Below are 16,738 nucleotides of genomic sequence, written 5' to 3' on the forward strand. Positions count from 1 at the left end.
CTAACCACTAACCACTTCCTAATCTTCCAGTGATTGGGATTGCACTTCAACGGCTTTCACATCAATTGTTCCTTCTGGTGTGAAGCGTTGAAATTGAAAGTTTTTAACTAATAGTTGTTCACCACAGTTAGCACATTGTACTTGACTGTTATTTACCCCTGTTAATTCATATCCACATACAGGACACTGGTTAGTAACTAAATTCTTTTGTAACCACCAGCGAAACCCAAAGAATGCTATCACAGGCAAAAGGAACAATAACCCCAAAATAATTACCAAGGAATTAACTAACCAGCCTAATCCCAATGATGCTAATAACCAGGCGATCGCCAACAGAGTTAGCCAGGGGCGGATTTTCTCAAAATTAAATTGCAAGTTTTTAAAGGTCATGTCTATTTTGCTAATAAAATATTAATTCTTCTTTAAATATTATTTCTTCGTGGGGAAAAAGATTTTTTAGTCTTGTCTGAATCATAACAAACATCACAAAATAATTACAAGTTTTAATCATTTTGACTTTTGATGTTTAAATGCCGATTAGCTTACTAATTTTTAATTTTGCCGTTCTTCTAAACAATATTTAACAATCAACAGGCAATTTCTACTATCTGAATCACGTTCATATACAACTTTATCAGCCAAGCGACGGAGTAAAAACCATCCATATCCACCCACTTGTAGAGTCCCCGGTTCTGGCTCGGTTATTACATCAGGATTAAATGGTTTTCCGTAATCCCAAATTCTCACTTCTAGCCTATCAGTCCATAAACTGACTTGAATTTCTATAGTTGTTTCCGGTGGTAAAGCATGATGAGCATGACGAACTGCGTTGGTAAAACCTTCTGCTAAAGCTAGGTTGAGACGATAAATTTGGCTATCTGACCAGCCATATTTAGGTAAATATTGCTGACAGAATTCTTCAAACCATTGTTGCACTGGATTTAAGAGCTTAAGATCGCTCCTTACCGTTCTATGGTCTTGCTGCACTATGCTAAGCATTGACCGTGACTTAAAAAGAAAGTAATTGAACAGTAGTTGTGTTTTTTATAATTTGAGAAGTTCACATTTAGGAATGGTGATGATTAGATTAGAGATAAAACTAAATACTTTGGTTTTAACTCTATCCTCATCATTAATGTGAAATAATCTTCCCGCAATTCTAGTTCAGTTAGCGTCTGTTGATCTTCAAAAGTATATCTGTTTTAAAATACCAGTAACAATTAGACCATCAAATAATTACGGCTATTTGTTTGTCAGATATTATCCTGTATATACTCCTGAAAATCACAGACGCTACTAGATTTAGTTTTAACTGTAACTACCTTAGAATAATCCTAAAGTTAAGGATTTGTCTAACGGCATTGCAGCACCAATACCTAACCATAGGGTAACAAGAGTACCAAAAAGAAATACTGTTGTTGCTACGGGACGACGGAAGGGGTTTTGGAACTTATTCACATTTTCCAAAAAGGGAACGAGAATTAATCCCAAGGGTACAGCAGCCATTGCTAACACACCTAATAGTTTACTAGGTAGTGAGCGGAGTATTTGAAATACAGGATATAAGTACCACTCTGGCAAAATTTCCAAAGGGGTAGCGAAAGGATTGGCTGGTTCACCTATTAAAGCTGGATCTAGAACTGCTAGAGCCACAACACAGGCGAAAGAACCCATAATTACGACTGGGAATATATAGAGTAAATCGTTAGGCCAAGCGGGTTCACCATAGTAGTTGTGACCCATGCCTTGGGCAAGTTTAGCTCTTAATTTGGGATCGCTCAGATCCGGTTTTTTTTGGGTTGACATTTCTAAATGCGCTCTCCGGCTGAAGTGAAGTTAAAGTCTTGGTGAAAGCTGTCAACAATACAACTAGCTTAAGTTTCCGATAGTAGTTTATGTCTACAACTTACAAGTTATTTTCTCTTTAGTTTAAAACAAACTACGATGATCTGGAAACACAAGTTTTGCCTATTTGCTAATAACTTTGATTACAAAGGTCCAGAAATACCTTGTTTGCGAATCATCAGGAAGTGGAACAACATGAAGACGGCAATTAACCAAGGGAGAACGAAGGTGTGGGCGCTGTAGTAGCGGGTAAGGGTGGCTTGACCAACACTAGAACCACCACGGAGTAAATCGGATATGAGAACGCCGACTACGGGAATGGCTTCTGGTACACCACTAACAATTTTTACAGCCCAGTAACCAATTTGATCCCAAGGTAGGGAGTAGCCTGTTACACCGAAAGAAACGGTGATAACTGCGAGGATAACACCACTGATCCAGGTCAATTCGCGGGGCTTTTTGAAGCCACCTGTGAGGTAAACTCGGAATGTGTGGAGAATCATCATCAATACCATCATGCTGGCTGACCAGCGGTGAATGGAGCGAATTAACCAACCGAAGTTGACTTCATTCATGATGTACTCTACGGAGGAGAAAGCTTCGGCAACGGTGGGTTTGTAGTAGAATGTCATCGCAAATCCAGTGGCGAACTGGATCAGGAAGCAAACTAGGGTAATTCCACCTAAACAGTAGAAGATGTTAACGTGGGGAGGAACGTATTTGGTGGTGATATCATCAGCAATTTCTTGGAGATCCAAGCGTTCCTCGAACCAGTCATAGACGTTAGCCATACAATCTCAAAGTCCTAAAAATAGATTGCGGTTGATAAGTTTTGTTATGCGAAGCCTAGTCAGCGATGACTATTCAACTAACCTCAGTTAGAGGGTTCGCTTCTCGCTTCATCCAAAGAGAATGGAGTTCTATTTGTCCACGAGCGTAGATTTGGGTGTAACTCACCCTATGGTTGATAAATCTTCCTGTCTTCTTGTCTTTACGAGTCAACGCTAACTATGTTGACTCCAAAGATGATTTTATCGTTGATCAGGAAGAATGGGCATCTCATCAAGTTGGACTAGCAACTTTATGAGAAGAATGCACTTCTTCTATAAAAAAAGTAACATAGTCGAGAGATAGATTTCATCAGCAACTGAGCATTACAGAAATTTTTAGGGAATTTGAGTCTGAGATGGCACTGAAATTAGGGTTCATTCACAAAGGGTTTTGGCGGCTAGGATGTTTACTACTATTACTTTTTGGTTTGGTGTTGGCAGGATATGTTCCGCCGGCTTCGGCTTTGACTCCAGAACAGAAGTTAGTTTATGAAGTATGGCGAATTGTTAATCGCTCTTATTTGGATGGAACTTTTAACCATCAAAGCTGGCTTGATGTGCGACAAAATGCGTTAAAAGGACATTTTGCTAATCATGAAGCAGCCTATACTACTATTCAGGCGATGCTGAAGAGTTTAGATGATCCTTTTACCCGGTTTCTTGATCCTGAGAAATATCGCAGTTTACAAGTTAGCACTTCTGGAGAGTTAACTGGTGTGGGATTACAAATTACTCTCAATCCCCAAACTGGTGTTTTGGAGGTGATTACACCTATTAATAATTCTCCGGCGGATAGAGCGGGTTTAAAGCCACGCGATCGCATTTTGAAGATTGAGGGTTTATCTACAGAGAATCTAACTCTTGATGAGGCGGCAGCGCAGATGCGTGGATCAAGAGGCAGCGTGGTTACGCTTTTAATTGGCAGGGAAGGAGAACAGGATCGGGAGGTTATCTTGGTGCGCGATCGCATTTCGCTAAATCCTGTTGTTTCTGATTTACGATTATCCCCCCAAGGAACCAAGATTGGCTATCTATCCCTGAGTCAATTTAGTGCCAATGCTGTTACTGAGTTGGCACAAGCTATTTCTATTTTAGAAAAAAAAGGCGCGTCTGCCTATATTCTTGATTTAAGAAATAATCCCGGTGGACTCTTACAAGCGGGAATTGAAACTGCTCGTTTATGGTTAGACTCTGGCACAATCGTTTACACTGCCAACCGTCAAGGCATTCAGGGAACCTATGAAGCCTTTGGACCGGCTTTAACCACAGATCCTTTAGTAATTCTCGTTAATAAAGGAACTGCCAGTGCCAGCGAAATTCTCGCGGGTGCATTACAAGATAATCATCGCGCCCAATTAATTGGGGAAACAACTTTTGGTAAGGGTTTAATTCAATCTTTGTTTGAATTGTCAGACGGTTCTGGTTTGGCGGTGACAATTGCTAAATACGAAACTCCTAACCATCGAGATATTAATAAGTTGGGAATTAAGCCTGATCAAATTATTTCCCAACCATCACTTAACCGGGAACAAATCGGCACAAAGACAGATACTCAATATCAGGCGGCTGTAGAATTTTTGAGTAAGAATTTGGTAATTGGTAATTGGTAATTGGTAATTGGTAATTGGTAATTGGCAAGAATTTCTTTCCCTATTCCCTATTCCCTATTCCCTATTCCCTATTCCCTATTCCCTCTTAACTGTCACCTGTCACCTAAATTCAAGTTGGTGATTTTTTGGTAAGCTTGGTCTATACAGGGTTTACCTCTGAGGTAGCCTGTATTAGCACCGGGGCATAAATAAGTTAAAGTTTGTGGTGTGTAGCGATCGCTTAATAACTTAACGCTTTTAAGTTGTCGTAGCCAATGAAAAGTTTTAGAAGTGCGTAGTGGCATAGGTTCACCATGCTGGCTAGGAAGTAAATGCCGCCCCGAAAATAACACGCCATCAAATTCACGATAATATAAACAAGAAGAGCCTGGAGAATGGCCTGGTGTCCAAATTATTTGCGTTGTGGCATTGAGAGTGAACTCATCAGTAAAAGTGGTGACAGTTGAACCGGGCAATAAATAGGCTTCTTGTTCTTGGATAAGAATTTCGCAATTTAAGATTTGCTGATATTCTGCGGCTTTACCAATAGCACCACGATGACTGATAAAAAACCACCGAACTCCCCCATGTAAGGACAAAAAATCCTGGTTTATTTGTTCTAAAGCTGGGCAATCTATGAGAATATTTCCTTCATTGCTGATAATGAAGTAAGATGTCCCTCCTAAAGTGTCCCGATTAGGTGGAAAGGCAAAAATACTGTTATTCGTAAAAATCAGAGGATTTTCTGGCGTTGACAGGCTTTTTGTCAAGATAGAACGTGGTGGTTTAGTCTTGTAACTCGACTGCTGGGAAAAAGAAGACATAAATGAAAAGACTCAAACTGAGGAGTTGTGAACAATCAGGTTACAGTGTATTCACCATGACTGTGAACTGTGATTGAAAAATTAAGGCGTGCAGTCTTTTTTATATAGCAGGAGTCAGGAGTCAGGAGTGAGGAGTAAAAACCTGTTGTTGACGGAGTTTCATAATCAATTCATGTCTTAACTACCTTGAATGTTGCTATACTCGAAATCTGTAACAAAAATCATAAGTAAAGCATTCTAACCTAAGACTCATCTAAATTTGATTTAGTGAAGTTAGAAAATAGTCCATCAAACTCTTATCTGTTCCCTGTTCCCTGTACCCTGTTCCCTGTTCCTTCCTGTTCCCTTTTTTGTAAGGCATTCTATCAAACATAGTGAAAATAATATGGCATTTTGGTTTCTCCTCCTTCTGGGGTCATTGACTTATTTAATGATGCAACAAAGCGTTGCACGGGCTACAAGAACCCCTGTATGGTTATTGTGGTTGGTTTTGATGACACCTGCATTTGTATTGACTGGTTGGACGCTGATATATGGTCCTAAACAAGCTCCCCCATCAGCGCTCATTCTTTGGGTATCGGGAGTTTGTTTATTATTATATTGGGTATTGTTTAATCGGGGTCGGCAATTACCCGTAAATCCCCAAAATCAATCTCCAGAAAATCTATCACCATCGAATGATCCTCCTCCTGTAGAAACAGCACCCGTCCGTCCCATTGACTTAGCAGAAGAAAGCCAACTGCGAAACTGCTTTCCCTGGTCTGTCTATTATCTGCAAAATATTGAGTATCGTCCCCAAGCAGTAATTTGTCGGGGACAGTTGCGAACTATGGCTAGTGCGGCTTATGAGCAGATTAAAACCAATATTGAAGGACAATTTGGCGATCGCTTTTTAGTCATATTTCAAGAAGGAATGAATGATAAACCCTTCTTTGTTTTAGTTCCCAATCCCCAAGCAGTTAAACCAAATAACCAACAAGACGCAGAAAAAATTTCCGAACCAGTCTTAGCATTACTATTGTTAGTGGCAACTTTATTCAGCACGACTTTTATCGGCTTGAAAATTGCGGGTTTTAATATCACCCAACTAGAATCTGATTTCACATTATTTTTTCAGGGTTTACCCTATGCTTTGGGCTTAATAACTATTTTAGGAACTCACGAACTAGGTCATTATTTAACAGCAAAATTCTACAAAATTCGCACCACATTACCCTATTTTATTCCTATACCTTTTTTCTTAGGCACATTTGGTGCTTTTATTAAAATTCAGAGTCCCATACCTCACCGCAAAGCGTTATTTGATGTGAGTATTGCTGGTCCATTGGCAGGATTTATTATGACTATACCTTTATTAATTTGGGGTTTAGCTCATTCAGAAATAGTAGCCTTACCGGAAAAAACCGGAATATTAAACCCCAATGCACTCAATCCTAAATATTCAATTCTATTAGCTTTACTCTCAAAATTAGCTTTAGGAAGTGAATTAACTGCAAAATCTGCCATTGATTTACATCCAGTTGCAGTTGCAGGTTTCTTAGGATTAATTGTCACCGCATTAAATTTGATGCCTGTGGGACAGTTAGATGGTGGTCACATTGTCCATGCTATGTTTGGACAACGAACTGCTGTGATTATTGGTCAAGTTGCCAGATTATTATTACTAATGCTTTCGTTTATCCGAGAAGAATTTTTATTTTGGGCAATTATTTTATTATTTGTTCCCTTAGTTGATGAACCTGCTTTAAACGATGTCACAGAATTAGATAATCAACGAGATTTTATGGGATTAATGTCAATGGCTTTGCTACTGTTGATTGTTTTACCATTACCCAAAGTTTTAGCCAATTTGTTGCAGATTTAAGATACAGCAGGAGGCAAGAGGTAATGACCAATGACCAATCACCAATCACCAAGGACTAATGACCCATTACCCATTACCCATTACCCATTACCCATTACCCATTACCCATTACCCATTACCAACCTCAATATTGTAGTCTAGGATTTTTGTGAATTAGCGGCTTCAGTAGCCTTTTTAGAAGCATCTGTGCTACCCATGCGGATTTCAGAAGTGAAGGAAGCCATGCTAAAACCACCAAAACGCTTTAGCACACTTACCCGCATCCGTAAATTAGGACTGGCAAACCATAGCCTTTCTTCAGACCACATGGTTTCATACTCAGTAATTAGAGTTAAAGCACCATCATCACCGATTTTATAGCTACCAGCAACGGGGGCTTTTTCGGCATAACCCATTTCTCGGAGTAATTTACCTTCATCTGGGTTATCTGTATTGGGGACTGTAGCTAAAACAGTCGAACCCTGATGTTTTTCTTCGTCCCATTCCATTGTGCCATTCCAGGTAACTCGCGCCCCACAGGAAGCTGTATTTGGGGCAATTTCATACTGTTCACACAGTTTAATTACTTCTGGATGATCAGCGGCTAACATCTCAATTACGATGTCTGATTTGCCGTCTTCTGACTGCTTGAACGCTAAATGGTGACTGGTGCGATGGGAAAACCACTTTCCAGCACTTAATTCAAAAAATTCTTCAATGTTCATAAATAAAGTTGTCCTGCATCACAATTTTAACAATGCCTTTTATTATAAGAGACTAGTACTGCAGGGCGGAAGTCAAAAGTCAAAACGAAGACAGTATAGGCTTTTTAACGATTTAGAATGGTTGGTTTATTTATGCCGTGTTGTACTAGTTATCTGTCAATTTTGTTTTTGTTTTTAATCGCTTCCCAAATCAAAGATTCCCAAAATTGGATACAGACAATTTTAAGCTTGACAGATCACTAGACTGAAAACCCTTGAGGTTAAGTTTTGGAGCGTGACGGAAAAACTTAACTGTCCTTTAGGTAAGGGATGAAAGCCAGACAGAGGCTTTAGCCTCCCTCCAGCGACATAAATATGGGAAGGTGACGTAGGAGGCGACTTTAAGTTCAACTCAGGTTGTTGGTTTCTTCAAGTCTTTGTAGAGAAATCCTGGCTGCTTCAGCAACGTTTTTATGACTATCTTTTTCCAGATATTTTAAGGCGGAGACACTTTTGGGAGTCGGTAAATTACCTAAAGCCTCAGCTAGTCGTTGTCGTACTAACCAATCCTCTGATTGAGCAAAACGGAGAATATGTGTGACAGAATTTATATCGCGGATTTCTCCCAAAGCTGAAATAGCCGCCTGTTGGATGACTATTTCTTCGCTATTTAACGCTTGGATGAGAATATCATGGGCGCGAGGGTCTTTGATATTACCTAAAGATACGGCAGCACTAAATCGCACTAGCCAGTCCGTATCTTCATAAAATGCCCGTGATAGCACTTCTAAGGCTCTATTATCTTCTAGATATCCCAATGCACCGGCAGCATCAGCGCGGATGCCATAATCTGGATCTGTTTCTAAAATTTTTACCAGAATAGAATAGCACTCTGGGGTTTTTTTGATTCCTAGAGCGAATATTGCCATTGAGCGCAGTTGCAGGGATTCATCATCTAGAACCTTTTTAATTAAAGGGACTGCATCATCGGCAGATATATGACGCAAACTAGCAAGAGCTATCATGCGATCGCGCAAATTTGGACTTTCTAACTGAGTCGCAATTACTTCTAAACTTGGAGCAGCCATTTATTTGACAGCAATTTCTTAATTTATATTTACTTTAACGTAATTGGGGCAGTCTCAACTATGATTCTTGTGATTCTGATGATTTGGATGATTTTGGCGACAATAAACCCATTAATCATCAAAATCAACCAAATCAAATCAATCACACAAATTATACAAATCATAGTTCAGACTTATTCCCTATGTCTGATATCGTCACTTAAATAACAGTAAAACTTCACACCTATACTGTGTCTTTAGTAAGAAGAGAATAGATCGGACTAGACGTAGGGTTAATGGAACGTGTCAACAAGAAGAACAGACAGCACAAAAGCTAGAACAGTTGATGATGCAGTTAGTTCAAGAAGCAAAACAGCCTGAAGGAAAGGCTACTGCTAAGACTCGTTAGTATCTTCAGCATTCAGCCGTCAGCTATCAGCTTTCAGGATGAAAATGCAGGTGGCTGTAACTTCAAAAATAAGAAGTATTCATTTTCTTTGCTGTTCCTACTTTTGGCTGATAGCTGGCTACAATAAAATCCCCGATTTTTCATGTTTCGGGGATTTTAATTTGCGAATTTTTACCAATCAAATCTCGAAAATCTATAAATCAGGAGGCAGAATTACGTTATCAATTGCATGAACAACACCGTTACTACCTTGGATATCTGCCTGAGTTACCTTGGCATCATTGACAGTTACACCTGTAGCGGGGTCAACTTTAACATTAATAGCACCCCCTTCTACGCTTTTTACTTCCCCAGATTTTAAGTCAGTGGAGAGTACCTTACCTGGGACTACATGATAGGTTAAAATCTTGACCAATACTTCCTTATTTTCTGGCTTCAATAAATCCTTTAATGCGTCCGCTGGTAGTTTTGCAAATGCTGCGTCTGTAGGAGCAAAAATGGTAAAAGGACCTTTTCCTTGTAAGGTTTCTGTAAGTCCTGCGGCTTCTACGGCTTTAGTGAGAGTTTTAAAGGATTCATTCTTCTTAAGCAAATTCACTAATGTTGACTGCGTAGGTTCGCTAACCGGTGCAGGGGGGACTTCTGTTGCTGGCTGGGTGGGTTCGCCGACTGGTGGGGTTTCACTAGGTTTGCTACCACGATTGTAAGGTGGTTCATTGAAAATACTTGGTCTGGAGCGGACTTCTTTCGCTGGAGATGGGATAGTAGTCAAAAGACCGATACTCATTAATCCGATGATTGCAGTGATTTTGGGCAATAATTTGCCGTAATTAGCGTTCATAAATTTTGTTTGTATTGATTGCATACAAGTTATACCAAGATTTATTACATTTTGCCAACTAAAAAGGTTCTTGACTGAGGAACAAGATTTTTCGCAAAAATTGAGGTAAGGTGATTAAAGAATTTAGAAATTGGTGGTCAGGAGTAGGAATATTTATAATATCCAACAAGTTCAACACTTTTATGCTATAAAGTATTGGGAAAATTTCAAGTATCTGGAAAAATGCTAAATCAATTGACGGGCATAACAATCCGAATTTAATCGTTACACAAATTGGAGTAATTTTCAACTTGATGGGCAGCAACTCAACCCAGAAAATGATAAATTCACAGGAAAAATGCTAAGAATTAAAGATACAATTATAAAATTAACAACTAAACAAGTTGCAGAATATACAATATGCTAGAACTATATCAGTGGGAACTATCTCAATTTTCCGAAAAAGTTCGTTTACTCCTAGATTATAAAAGACTGGAGTATCGCAAAATCGAAGTTGCTCCAGGAATTGGCCAGCTAGAATTATTTCGTTTAACTGGACAAAAGCAAGTTCCAGTGTTAAAAGATGGCAATAGATATATTGCTGATTCTACAGAAATCGCTAAATATTTAGATTCAGAATACCCGGATTATCCTCTGATACCGATAGATCCCAAAAAAGGCGCTTTGACTTTATTATTGGAAGATTGGGCTGATGAATCTATAGGTGTTAAAGGTAGAAAGGCTCTATTTGCAGCTATTAGTCAAGATCAGAGTTTTCGTAAGTCGTTGTTACCAATTTCTACTCCAGATATTCTCAGAAGTGTTGTGGAAGGTGTTCCTGGTGATTTTCTGTCGGCGCTGGGTTTTGGTGTCGGTTTTACCCCAGATGTGGTAAATGCGGCTGTTACTAGCTTAAAACAAGATTTGGATATTATTACCCAATTGTTGGTGGGTAGTCCTTATTTAACAGGTGATGAACCAACTTTAGCTGATTTAACAGTTGCTAGTTTATCCATGCTTTTGAAGTTCCCCGAAGGCGCTTATTTGGATTTACCAGTATCTCTCAGAGGGAAAGGGTTATCGAGTATAGCCAATAATCCTGATTATGAAGCATTTTTCGCTTGGCGCGATCGCATCTACTCTCAATTTAGAAAACCATTACCAGGAATCACACCACCCGTAGGAAATTCACCAACAAGTATTCAAATTGATTAAAGAATTGGTAATGGGTGATTGGTAATTGGTAATTGGTAAGAATTTCTTTCTCTGTCCTCCCTGTTCCCTGCTATAACAACTGACAACTGACAACAAACAAAAATGAATTTGGGATTACCATTAGGTTCTGTTATTGAAGGTTCTCTGACCGGGGGTTTGGAGGTCAGATTACACCCAGATATTTCTGTCGAAGATATGCGGGTAGGTAAATTTCTCGTGGTACAAGGGATGCGATCGCGCTTTTTCTGTATGCTAACAGATGTATCCTTGGGTATGGCGAATGACCGCATTACAGCTAGTCCTCCCAATTGGGAAGATAGCTTTCTGCGTGAAGTATTAGCAGGTAGCGGTACTTATGGGATGATCAACCTAGCACCGATGTTGATGTTTACCCCTGAATCTCCAGAATCTAGCTTTTCTAACAATGGTAAATCTTCTAATTCTTTTATCCCATCGTCCACTGGTTTAGCATCCTTTCAACCCCAAACCAGTACGACGATGGAATTATTACCTGTGAAAACTATTCCTAGTCACTTTAGCCAAGTTTACGAAGCCAATGAGGAGGACTTCCGCAAGGTGTTTGGCTGGGAAGATGACCCTCAACGTAACAACTTTTCTATCGGTAAACCCTTAGATATGGATGTGCCGATTTGCATTGATTTAAACCGCTTTGTGGAACGGAGTAATGGGATTTTTGGGAAATCGGGGACTGGGAAATCTTTCCTGACACGGTTAATTTTAGCCGGGGTCATTCGTAAAAATGCGGCTGTTAACTTGATTTTTGATATGCACTCAGAATATGGTTGGGAAGCAGTCGCCGAAGGAAAGAACGTTAATACTGTCAAGGGTTTAAAACAACTATTTCCCGGACAAGTAGAAGTTTACACACTTGATCCAGATTCAACTAAACGCCGAGGTGTAAGAGACGCACAAGAACTATATCTAAGCTACGAACAGGTTGAAGTTGAAGATATAAAACTATGTAATCGTGATTTAGGACTTTCAGAAGCGGCTTTAGATAATGCTAATATCCTCTTTACAGAGTTGGGTAAATCGTGGATTATTCAATTACTAAATATGAGTAATGAAGATATTGAGATGTTTTGTGACGAAAAACGCGGACACAAAGGCTCAATTATGGCATTACAGCGGAAACTTTTTCGCTTAGATAGTTTAAAATATATGCGAAGTGCTTGTCCGCAAAATTATATTAAAAATATCGTCCAATCTTTAGAAGCTGGAAAAAACGTAGTTATCGAATTTGGTTCCCAGTCCAATATGCTCTCATATATGTTGGTGACGAATATGATTACCAGACGGATACATGAGCATTATGTCAAAAAAGCTGATAAATTTCTCCAAAGTAAAAATCCTTTGGATCGGCCGACACCATTAATGATTACAATAGAGGAAGCACACCGCTTTCTTGACCCAGGAGTGGTACAAAGCACAATTTTTGGAACTATTGCTAGAGAACTACGAAAATATTTTGTCACGCTTTTGGTAGTTGATCAACGTCCATCAGGGATAGATAATGAAGTCATGTCTCAGATTGGGACTCGAATCACCGCTTTGCTGAATGACGAAAAAGATATTGATGCTATTTTTACAGGTGTATCTGGTGCGGGTGGTTTACGCTCAGTTTTAGCTAAGTTGGACTCTAAACAACAAGCACTAATTTTGGGTCATGCTGTTCCTATGCCAGTAGTCGTGCGGACTCGTCCCTATGATTCTACCTTTTATTCCGAAATTGGTGCGATCGATTGGGAAGAAAAAACAGATGAGGAAGTATTCACTGCTGCTGAACTAGCAAAAGCAGATTTAGGTTTTTAGTTTCAAGTCAACAACGGACAACGGACAACGGACAACGGACAACTAACAATTTCGTAACATCCCTCCATTATCCAAGTAGCTCAAGTTCGGTTATCCGGCTAATTGAAAGCAACTTTAGAGGGGATTTTCGCGTCACTATGGGTATACCGAAACAGTTTTTGGAAGTTAAAGAAAAATAGTTATCAACTTTTGGGTTTGATTACTGAAATATTTATCATCTGGGAACTTTACTATTGACTCTGTTTGTCGTAACATAAAACCAAAGTAAACTCATACTGACTCCGTTTTCAAGACGACTACTAGATAACTTAAACGAAAGAATTCTAGCAACCAGCCTCATGTATTTCTGCTAAAACTCCAAAATCAAAATTATCGAGAGGGTAAGGAGACATATTTTTAGACTAGCAAAATCTTAATACAGGTTGGATCAATATCATTCTTGATGGTAGCTTTTCATATCCAGTGATGTATATTGTAAGCTTACGAATTGCCTTTGTTAAAAAAATATTGATTATGTTTAAGGAGTAGAGGATAAAAGCACCAATGCCTACAGTTAAAAATCATACAGAGAATGTCAATGCTAAATTTACCGCTGATATGGTCAGAACCTATCTGCGAGAAATTGGTCGTGTACCTTTGTTAAGCCGTGAACAAGAGATTATCTACGGTAAACAAGTACAGCAGATGATGGTGCTGATAGAAGCTAAAGAAGCTTTGAGCAAGGAAATTGATCATGAACCTAGTTTATCAGAATGGGCTGCCCGTGTTAATCAATCAGAAACAGAAATAAATCAGCTGATGCTACAAGGTAAGCGAGCCAAGCAAAAAATGATTGAAGCGAATTTACGCTTGGTTGTAGCTATTGCGAAAAAATACCAAAAGCGAAATATGGAATTTCTGGATTTAATCCAGGAAGGTACTTTGGGATTAGAAAGGGGTGTGGAGAAATTTGATCCTATGCGGGGTTATAAGTTCTCAACCTATGCTTATTGGTGGATTCGTCAGGCAATTACTAGAGCGATCGCTCAACAAGGTCGAACCATTCGCCTACCAATCCATATTACCGAAAAATTGAACAAAATTAAAAAAGTTCAACGAGAGTTAGCGCAAAAGCTGGGAAGATCACCCTCACCAACAGAAATCGCCAAAGAACTGGAGTTAGAACCGGCTCAGATTCGTGAATATCTGAATATGGCGCGTCAACCAGTCTCTTTAGATGTGCGCGTCGGCGAAAACCAAGATACCGAATTACAAGAAATGTTGGAAGATGACGGTCCTTCCCCTGAGTATTACACCACTCAGGAGTTTCTGCGCCAAGACTTGAATAATTTACTTGCAGAACTCACACCCCAACAGCGTCAAGTTGTCGCCTTACGCTTTGGTTTAGAAGATGGAAATGAAATGTCCTTGGCGAAAGTTGGTGAACGGTTGAACCTCAGTCGGGAACGAGTCCGTCAATTAGAGCATCAAGCCCTTGCACATTTACGTCGCCGTCGAGCTAATGTCAAAGAATACGTTGCCAGCTAGAAAAGTGGACACGCAAAATCGTATTTCAAAACATCCCTCTTGGTGATGCGCCTCCTCAGTTCAAAACAGGGGGCGATTTTTTTTGAAGAAATAGAAAAGGTTCTGCAAATTTCTGATTTATTTTGCGAAATCTGTAGATGGGAAGTTGTATCTACTGGCAGATCAATACAAGAATTAAACAATGAAACAGGCTGAGAATTTTCAATCTCGATTTTACATCCCTCCGGTGGAGGATTTTATGAAGTGATGGATAAATTTATTAACTAATGATAATCTGAGATTATTCTCCAAATTTACATAAATAGTAAGTTTTTGCTGAATTTAAAATTAAATATATAGATAAAACTTTTGAGGGAATCGTCAGTAATGAGTATTCAGTTATTATGGCAAAAATCCAGGAAACAAAAGTTAACTTTATTACAGGAGAAATCCGATGCTTAATCATATTTCCAAATTAATGACTTCTAGCCAATTTAAATTTCCCATTCTTGGACTAATTGTTTCGGCTGGTATTTTGGGTATTAGTTATTCTAGTCAACAACATTACAAACTCCTCTCATCAACAGCCTTAACTACTAATTATGTAGTACCTAGAAATCAAAGACAGATTAACTTTGATCCTGCTGTGATTAAAGAGGAAGCTATGCAAAAATCACCAGTGAATATTTCTAATCAGATATCTACTGATAAGTTAACAGAAAATATCACAGTATTATCTACAAATACGAGAGAATTGGGGAGAAAAGGACAAATCCAATTTCCCGAACAAGATGGGACTTATCTTTATGGACAATCATCCACACCAAATGAATTAGGACAAGGTTACATTCTATTTCAAAAACAACAAGGTAAAATTATTGGTGCTTTGTATGTTCCTCACTCTGAATTTAGTTGTTTTCAAGGAACTTTGGCTAAGTCAGGAGAATTAGCAATGACGGTGAAAAGTTCTCCCGGTGAAGTTGGTACAGTGGAGGTTGCTACAGCTAGTACAATCCCTAAAGTTAATGAAAATGAGTTCACAACTTATCCTTACTCAGTAACTTTACAAGACTATCATCAGTTGAGTTCTGTAAGTTCTAATGATAGGGAAATTTTGCAGATATGCCAACAAGGAAGCGATGGTTTTAAATAAGTAGGTGGATGTAAATAATTGTCATTGGGATATAGCATTTTTTAGTGAAGTACAAGAACCCCACCCCCAACCCCCTCCCCGCAAGCGAGGAGGAGGCTATAAATATACTCGATATGATTAGGAAATGCTATATAGCAGGGAGAAATAATTTAATGACCAATGACCAATGACTAATGACTAATGACCAATGACCAATGACTAATTTGAATTAATACTCAATTCCTGCTTGAGCTTTCACCCCTTGATCCTTAAAAGGATGCTTAACTAATGTCATTTCAGTGACTAAATCGGCTTTTTCAATTAATGCCGGTGGTGCGCCTCTTCCCGTGAGAATTACGTGCTTGTCTGCTGGTTTTTGAGCTAAACCTGCTAATACTTCTTGAACCTGTAAATAACCCAGTTTCAGAGCAATATTAATTTCATCCAGGAGAACTAATTTAAAGTCTGGGTTGTTGATAAATTCTAGGGATTTTTCCCAAGCAGCAGCAGCTTTATCAAGATCACGATCACGATCTTGAGTTTCCCATGTAAAGCCTTCTCCCATTGCATGAAATTCCAATTGGTTTTCCCAGTGGCTAAAAGCGCGTTTTTCTGCTGGTTCCCATGCGCCTTTAATGAATTGCACTATGGCTACTTTATGTCCATGACCGAGCGATCGCAACACCATTCCCAAAGCCGCAGTAGTTTTACCTTTACCATGACCAGTATTGACGATAATTAAGCCTTTTTCCGGTATGGCTTTAGCTATACGTTGATCTTGGACTTCTTTCCGTCGCTGCATTTTCTGACGGTATTTTTCATCAGTTTGGGATGATGAAATCACCTCATCAATTAACCTCGAAATCTCTTGATCTGCTGGATTTGTATTTAGTTCTTCTGGTGTGTCGCTTTTCATAAACCCTGTTGATAAATAACTGTTAAGACTAAGAGAATGAAGTATAATTTTTCTGCTTTGATAAATTCATTAGTCATGATAGACCAGAAATCACATAAATTCTGTTAGCTGCGATCTTAATAACTTGTTTTATATTCTGCTTCAAGTCGTTGACATTCTTCTTGATATCGAGCGAATTCAGTATCTAGTGATTCCTTATTAGCAT

The 16,738-nt window shown here is 39.0% G+C and carries 16 protein-coding genes; 7 read left to right on the forward strand and 9 right to left on the reverse strand.

Annotated elements, in window-relative coordinates; all coding sequences use genetic code 11:
- Positions 1-18 precede the first annotated feature (18 nt).
- The 4 genes from CA730_RS07125 to petB form a co-directional block, all read right to left on the reverse strand.
- Positions 19-390: a hypothetical protein gene (locus tag CA730_RS07125; protein ID WP_053540298.1), complete on the reverse strand. Its 372-nt coding sequence runs from the start codon at positions 388-390 to the stop codon at positions 19-21.
- Positions 391-552: 162 nt separating this feature from the next.
- Entirely contained in the window at positions 553-999 is a 447-nt protein-coding gene (locus CA730_RS07130; RefSeq protein ID WP_027404377.1) for an ATP-binding protein, read from the reverse strand.
- Between the two features lie 324 nt (positions 1,000-1,323).
- Complete coding sequence (gene petD / locus CA730_RS07135; protein ID WP_096665630.1) at positions 1,324-1,806, reverse strand: cytochrome b6-f complex subunit IV; 483 nt, start codon at positions 1,804-1,806, stop codon at positions 1,324-1,326.
- Positions 1,807-1,988: 182 nt separating this feature from the next.
- The gene (petB, locus tag CA730_RS07140; RefSeq protein WP_027404375.1) at positions 1,989-2,636 is read right to left on the reverse strand and encodes a cytochrome b6; all 648 of its coding nucleotides are present in this window, start codon (positions 2,634-2,636) and stop codon (positions 1,989-1,991) included.
- 173 nt (positions 2,637-2,809) lie between these two features.
- Between petB and CA730_RS25995 the strand changes: the two genes are divergently transcribed.
- Positions 2,810-2,932 carry a hypothetical protein gene (locus CA730_RS25995; RefSeq protein WP_269076505.1) on the forward strand — a complete coding sequence of 41 codons (123 nt, stop codon included), beginning with the start codon at positions 2,810-2,812 and terminating at the stop codon, positions 2,930-2,932.
- 99 nt (positions 2,933-3,031) lie between these two features.
- The gene (gene ctpA / locus CA730_RS07145) at positions 3,032-4,285 is read left to right on the forward strand and encodes a carboxyl-terminal processing protease CtpA (RefSeq protein ID WP_096665633.1); all 1,254 of its coding nucleotides are present in this window, start codon (positions 3,032-3,034) and stop codon (positions 4,283-4,285) included.
- 92 nt (positions 4,286-4,377) lie between these two features.
- Here the strand turns inward: ctpA and CA730_RS07150 are convergent, their stop codons facing one another.
- Entirely contained in the window at positions 4,378-5,088 is a 711-nt protein-coding gene (locus CA730_RS07150; RefSeq protein ID WP_096665636.1) for an MBL fold metallo-hydrolase, read from the reverse strand.
- Between the two features lie 385 nt (positions 5,089-5,473).
- On the opposite strand from CA730_RS07150, the gene CA730_RS07155 reads away from it, so the two are divergent.
- Positions 5,474-6,952 (forward strand): site-2 protease family protein, encoded by a 1,479-nt coding sequence (locus CA730_RS07155; protein WP_096665639.1) that lies wholly within the window; start codon positions 5,474-5,476, stop codon positions 6,950-6,952.
- A gap of 137 nt (positions 6,953-7,089) precedes the next feature.
- Here the strand turns inward: CA730_RS07155 and CA730_RS07160 are convergent, their stop codons facing one another.
- From CA730_RS07160 to CA730_RS07175, 3 genes are all read right to left on the reverse strand, one after another.
- Complete coding sequence (locus tag CA730_RS07160; protein WP_096665642.1) at positions 7,090-7,656, reverse strand: phycobiliprotein lyase; 567 nt, start codon at positions 7,654-7,656, stop codon at positions 7,090-7,092.
- A gap of 386 nt (positions 7,657-8,042) precedes the next feature.
- On the reverse strand, positions 8,043-8,723 hold the full coding sequence (locus CA730_RS07165) for a HEAT repeat domain-containing protein (RefSeq protein ID WP_096665645.1): 681 nt from the start codon (positions 8,721-8,723) through the stop codon (positions 8,043-8,045).
- 581 nt (positions 8,724-9,304) lie between these two features.
- Positions 9,305-9,952, reverse strand: coding sequence for a fasciclin domain-containing protein (locus tag CA730_RS07175; RefSeq protein ID WP_096671342.1), 648 nt, complete (start codon positions 9,950-9,952; stop codon positions 9,305-9,307).
- A 399-nt stretch (positions 9,953-10,351) separates the two neighbouring features.
- Here CA730_RS07175 and CA730_RS07180 point away from each other — a divergent pair, with 399 nt between their 5' ends.
- The 4 genes from CA730_RS07180 to CA730_RS07195 all read left to right on the forward strand — a co-directional run bounded on the left by CA730_RS07180 (position 10,352) and on the right by CA730_RS07195 (position 15,638).
- Positions 10,352-11,146 carry a glutathione S-transferase family protein gene (locus CA730_RS07180; RefSeq protein ID WP_096665648.1) on the forward strand — a complete coding sequence of 265 codons (795 nt, stop codon included), beginning with the start codon at positions 10,352-10,354 and terminating at the stop codon, positions 11,144-11,146.
- A 102-nt stretch (positions 11,147-11,248) separates the two neighbouring features.
- Positions 11,249-12,979 (forward strand): helicase HerA domain-containing protein, encoded by a 1,731-nt coding sequence (locus CA730_RS07185; RefSeq protein ID WP_096665652.1) that lies wholly within the window; start codon positions 11,249-11,251, stop codon positions 12,977-12,979.
- 543 nt (positions 12,980-13,522) lie between these two features.
- Positions 13,523-14,506, forward strand: a complete 984-nt coding sequence (locus CA730_RS07190) for an RNA polymerase sigma factor, RpoD/SigA family (RefSeq protein ID WP_096665655.1) — start codon at positions 13,523-13,525, stop codon at positions 14,504-14,506.
- Between the two features lie 433 nt (positions 14,507-14,939).
- A complete protein-coding gene (locus tag CA730_RS07195; protein WP_096665658.1) occupies positions 14,940-15,638 on the forward strand; it encodes a hypothetical protein in 699 nt (232 codons plus the stop codon).
- 208 nt (positions 15,639-15,846) lie between these two features.
- Here the strand turns inward: CA730_RS07195 and cobO are convergent, their stop codons facing one another.
- Complete coding sequence (cobO, locus tag CA730_RS07200; protein WP_096665661.1) at positions 15,847-16,533, reverse strand: cob(I)yrinic acid a,c-diamide adenosyltransferase; 687 nt, start codon at positions 16,531-16,533, stop codon at positions 15,847-15,849.
- Between the last annotated feature and the right edge of the window lie 205 nt (positions 16,534-16,738).

The organism is Dolichospermum compactum NIES-806 (assembly GCF_002368115.1).
GTDB lineage: Bacteria > Cyanobacteriota > Cyanobacteriia > Cyanobacteriales > Nostocaceae > Dolichospermum > Dolichospermum compactum.

Excerpts from the sequence above, each read along its gene's own strand:
- CA730_RS07160 (WP_096665642.1), bottom strand. The coding sequence starts at position 7,656 with ATGAACATTGAAGAATTTTTTGAATTAAGTGCTGGAAAGTGGTTTTCC.
- ctpA (WP_096665633.1), top strand. The coding sequence starts at position 3,032 with ATGGCACTGAAATTAGGGTTCATTCACAAAGGGTTTTGGCGGCTAGGA.
- CA730_RS07150 (WP_096665636.1), bottom strand. The coding sequence starts at position 5,088 with ATGTCTTCTTTTTCCCAGCAGTCGAGTTACAAGACTAAACCACCACGT.
- CA730_RS07125 (WP_053540298.1), bottom strand. The coding sequence starts at position 390 with ATGACCTTTAAAAACTTGCAATTTAATTTTGAGAAAATCCGCCCCTGG.
- CA730_RS07195 (WP_096665658.1), top strand. The coding sequence starts at position 14,940 with ATGCTTAATCATATTTCCAAATTAATGACTTCTAGCCAATTTAAATTT.
- CA730_RS07180 (WP_096665648.1), top strand. The coding sequence starts at position 10,352 with ATGCTAGAACTATATCAGTGGGAACTATCTCAATTTTCCGAAAAAGTT.
- CA730_RS07165 (WP_096665645.1), bottom strand. The coding sequence starts at position 8,723 with ATGGCTGCTCCAAGTTTAGAAGTAATTGCGACTCAGTTAGAAAGTCCA.
- CA730_RS07190 (WP_096665655.1), top strand. The coding sequence starts at position 13,523 with ATGCCTACAGTTAAAAATCATACAGAGAATGTCAATGCTAAATTTACC.
- CA730_RS07185 (WP_096665652.1), top strand. The coding sequence starts at position 11,249 with ATGAATTTGGGATTACCATTAGGTTCTGTTATTGAAGGTTCTCTGACC.
- petD (WP_096665630.1), bottom strand. The coding sequence starts at position 1,806 with ATGTCAACCCAAAAAAAACCGGATCTGAGCGATCCCAAATTAAGAGCT.
- cobO (WP_096665661.1), bottom strand. The coding sequence starts at position 16,533 with ATGAAAAGCGACACACCAGAAGAACTAAATACAAATCCAGCAGATCAA.
- CA730_RS07155 (WP_096665639.1), top strand. The coding sequence starts at position 5,474 with ATGGCATTTTGGTTTCTCCTCCTTCTGGGGTCATTGACTTATTTAATG.
- CA730_RS07175 (WP_096671342.1), bottom strand. The coding sequence starts at position 9,952 with ATGAACGCTAATTACGGCAAATTATTGCCCAAAATCACTGCAATCATC.
- CA730_RS07130 (WP_027404377.1), bottom strand. The coding sequence starts at position 999 with ATGCTTAGCATAGTGCAGCAAGACCATAGAACGGTAAGGAGCGATCTT.
- petB (WP_027404375.1), bottom strand. The coding sequence starts at position 2,636 with ATGGCTAACGTCTATGACTGGTTCGAGGAACGCTTGGATCTCCAAGAA.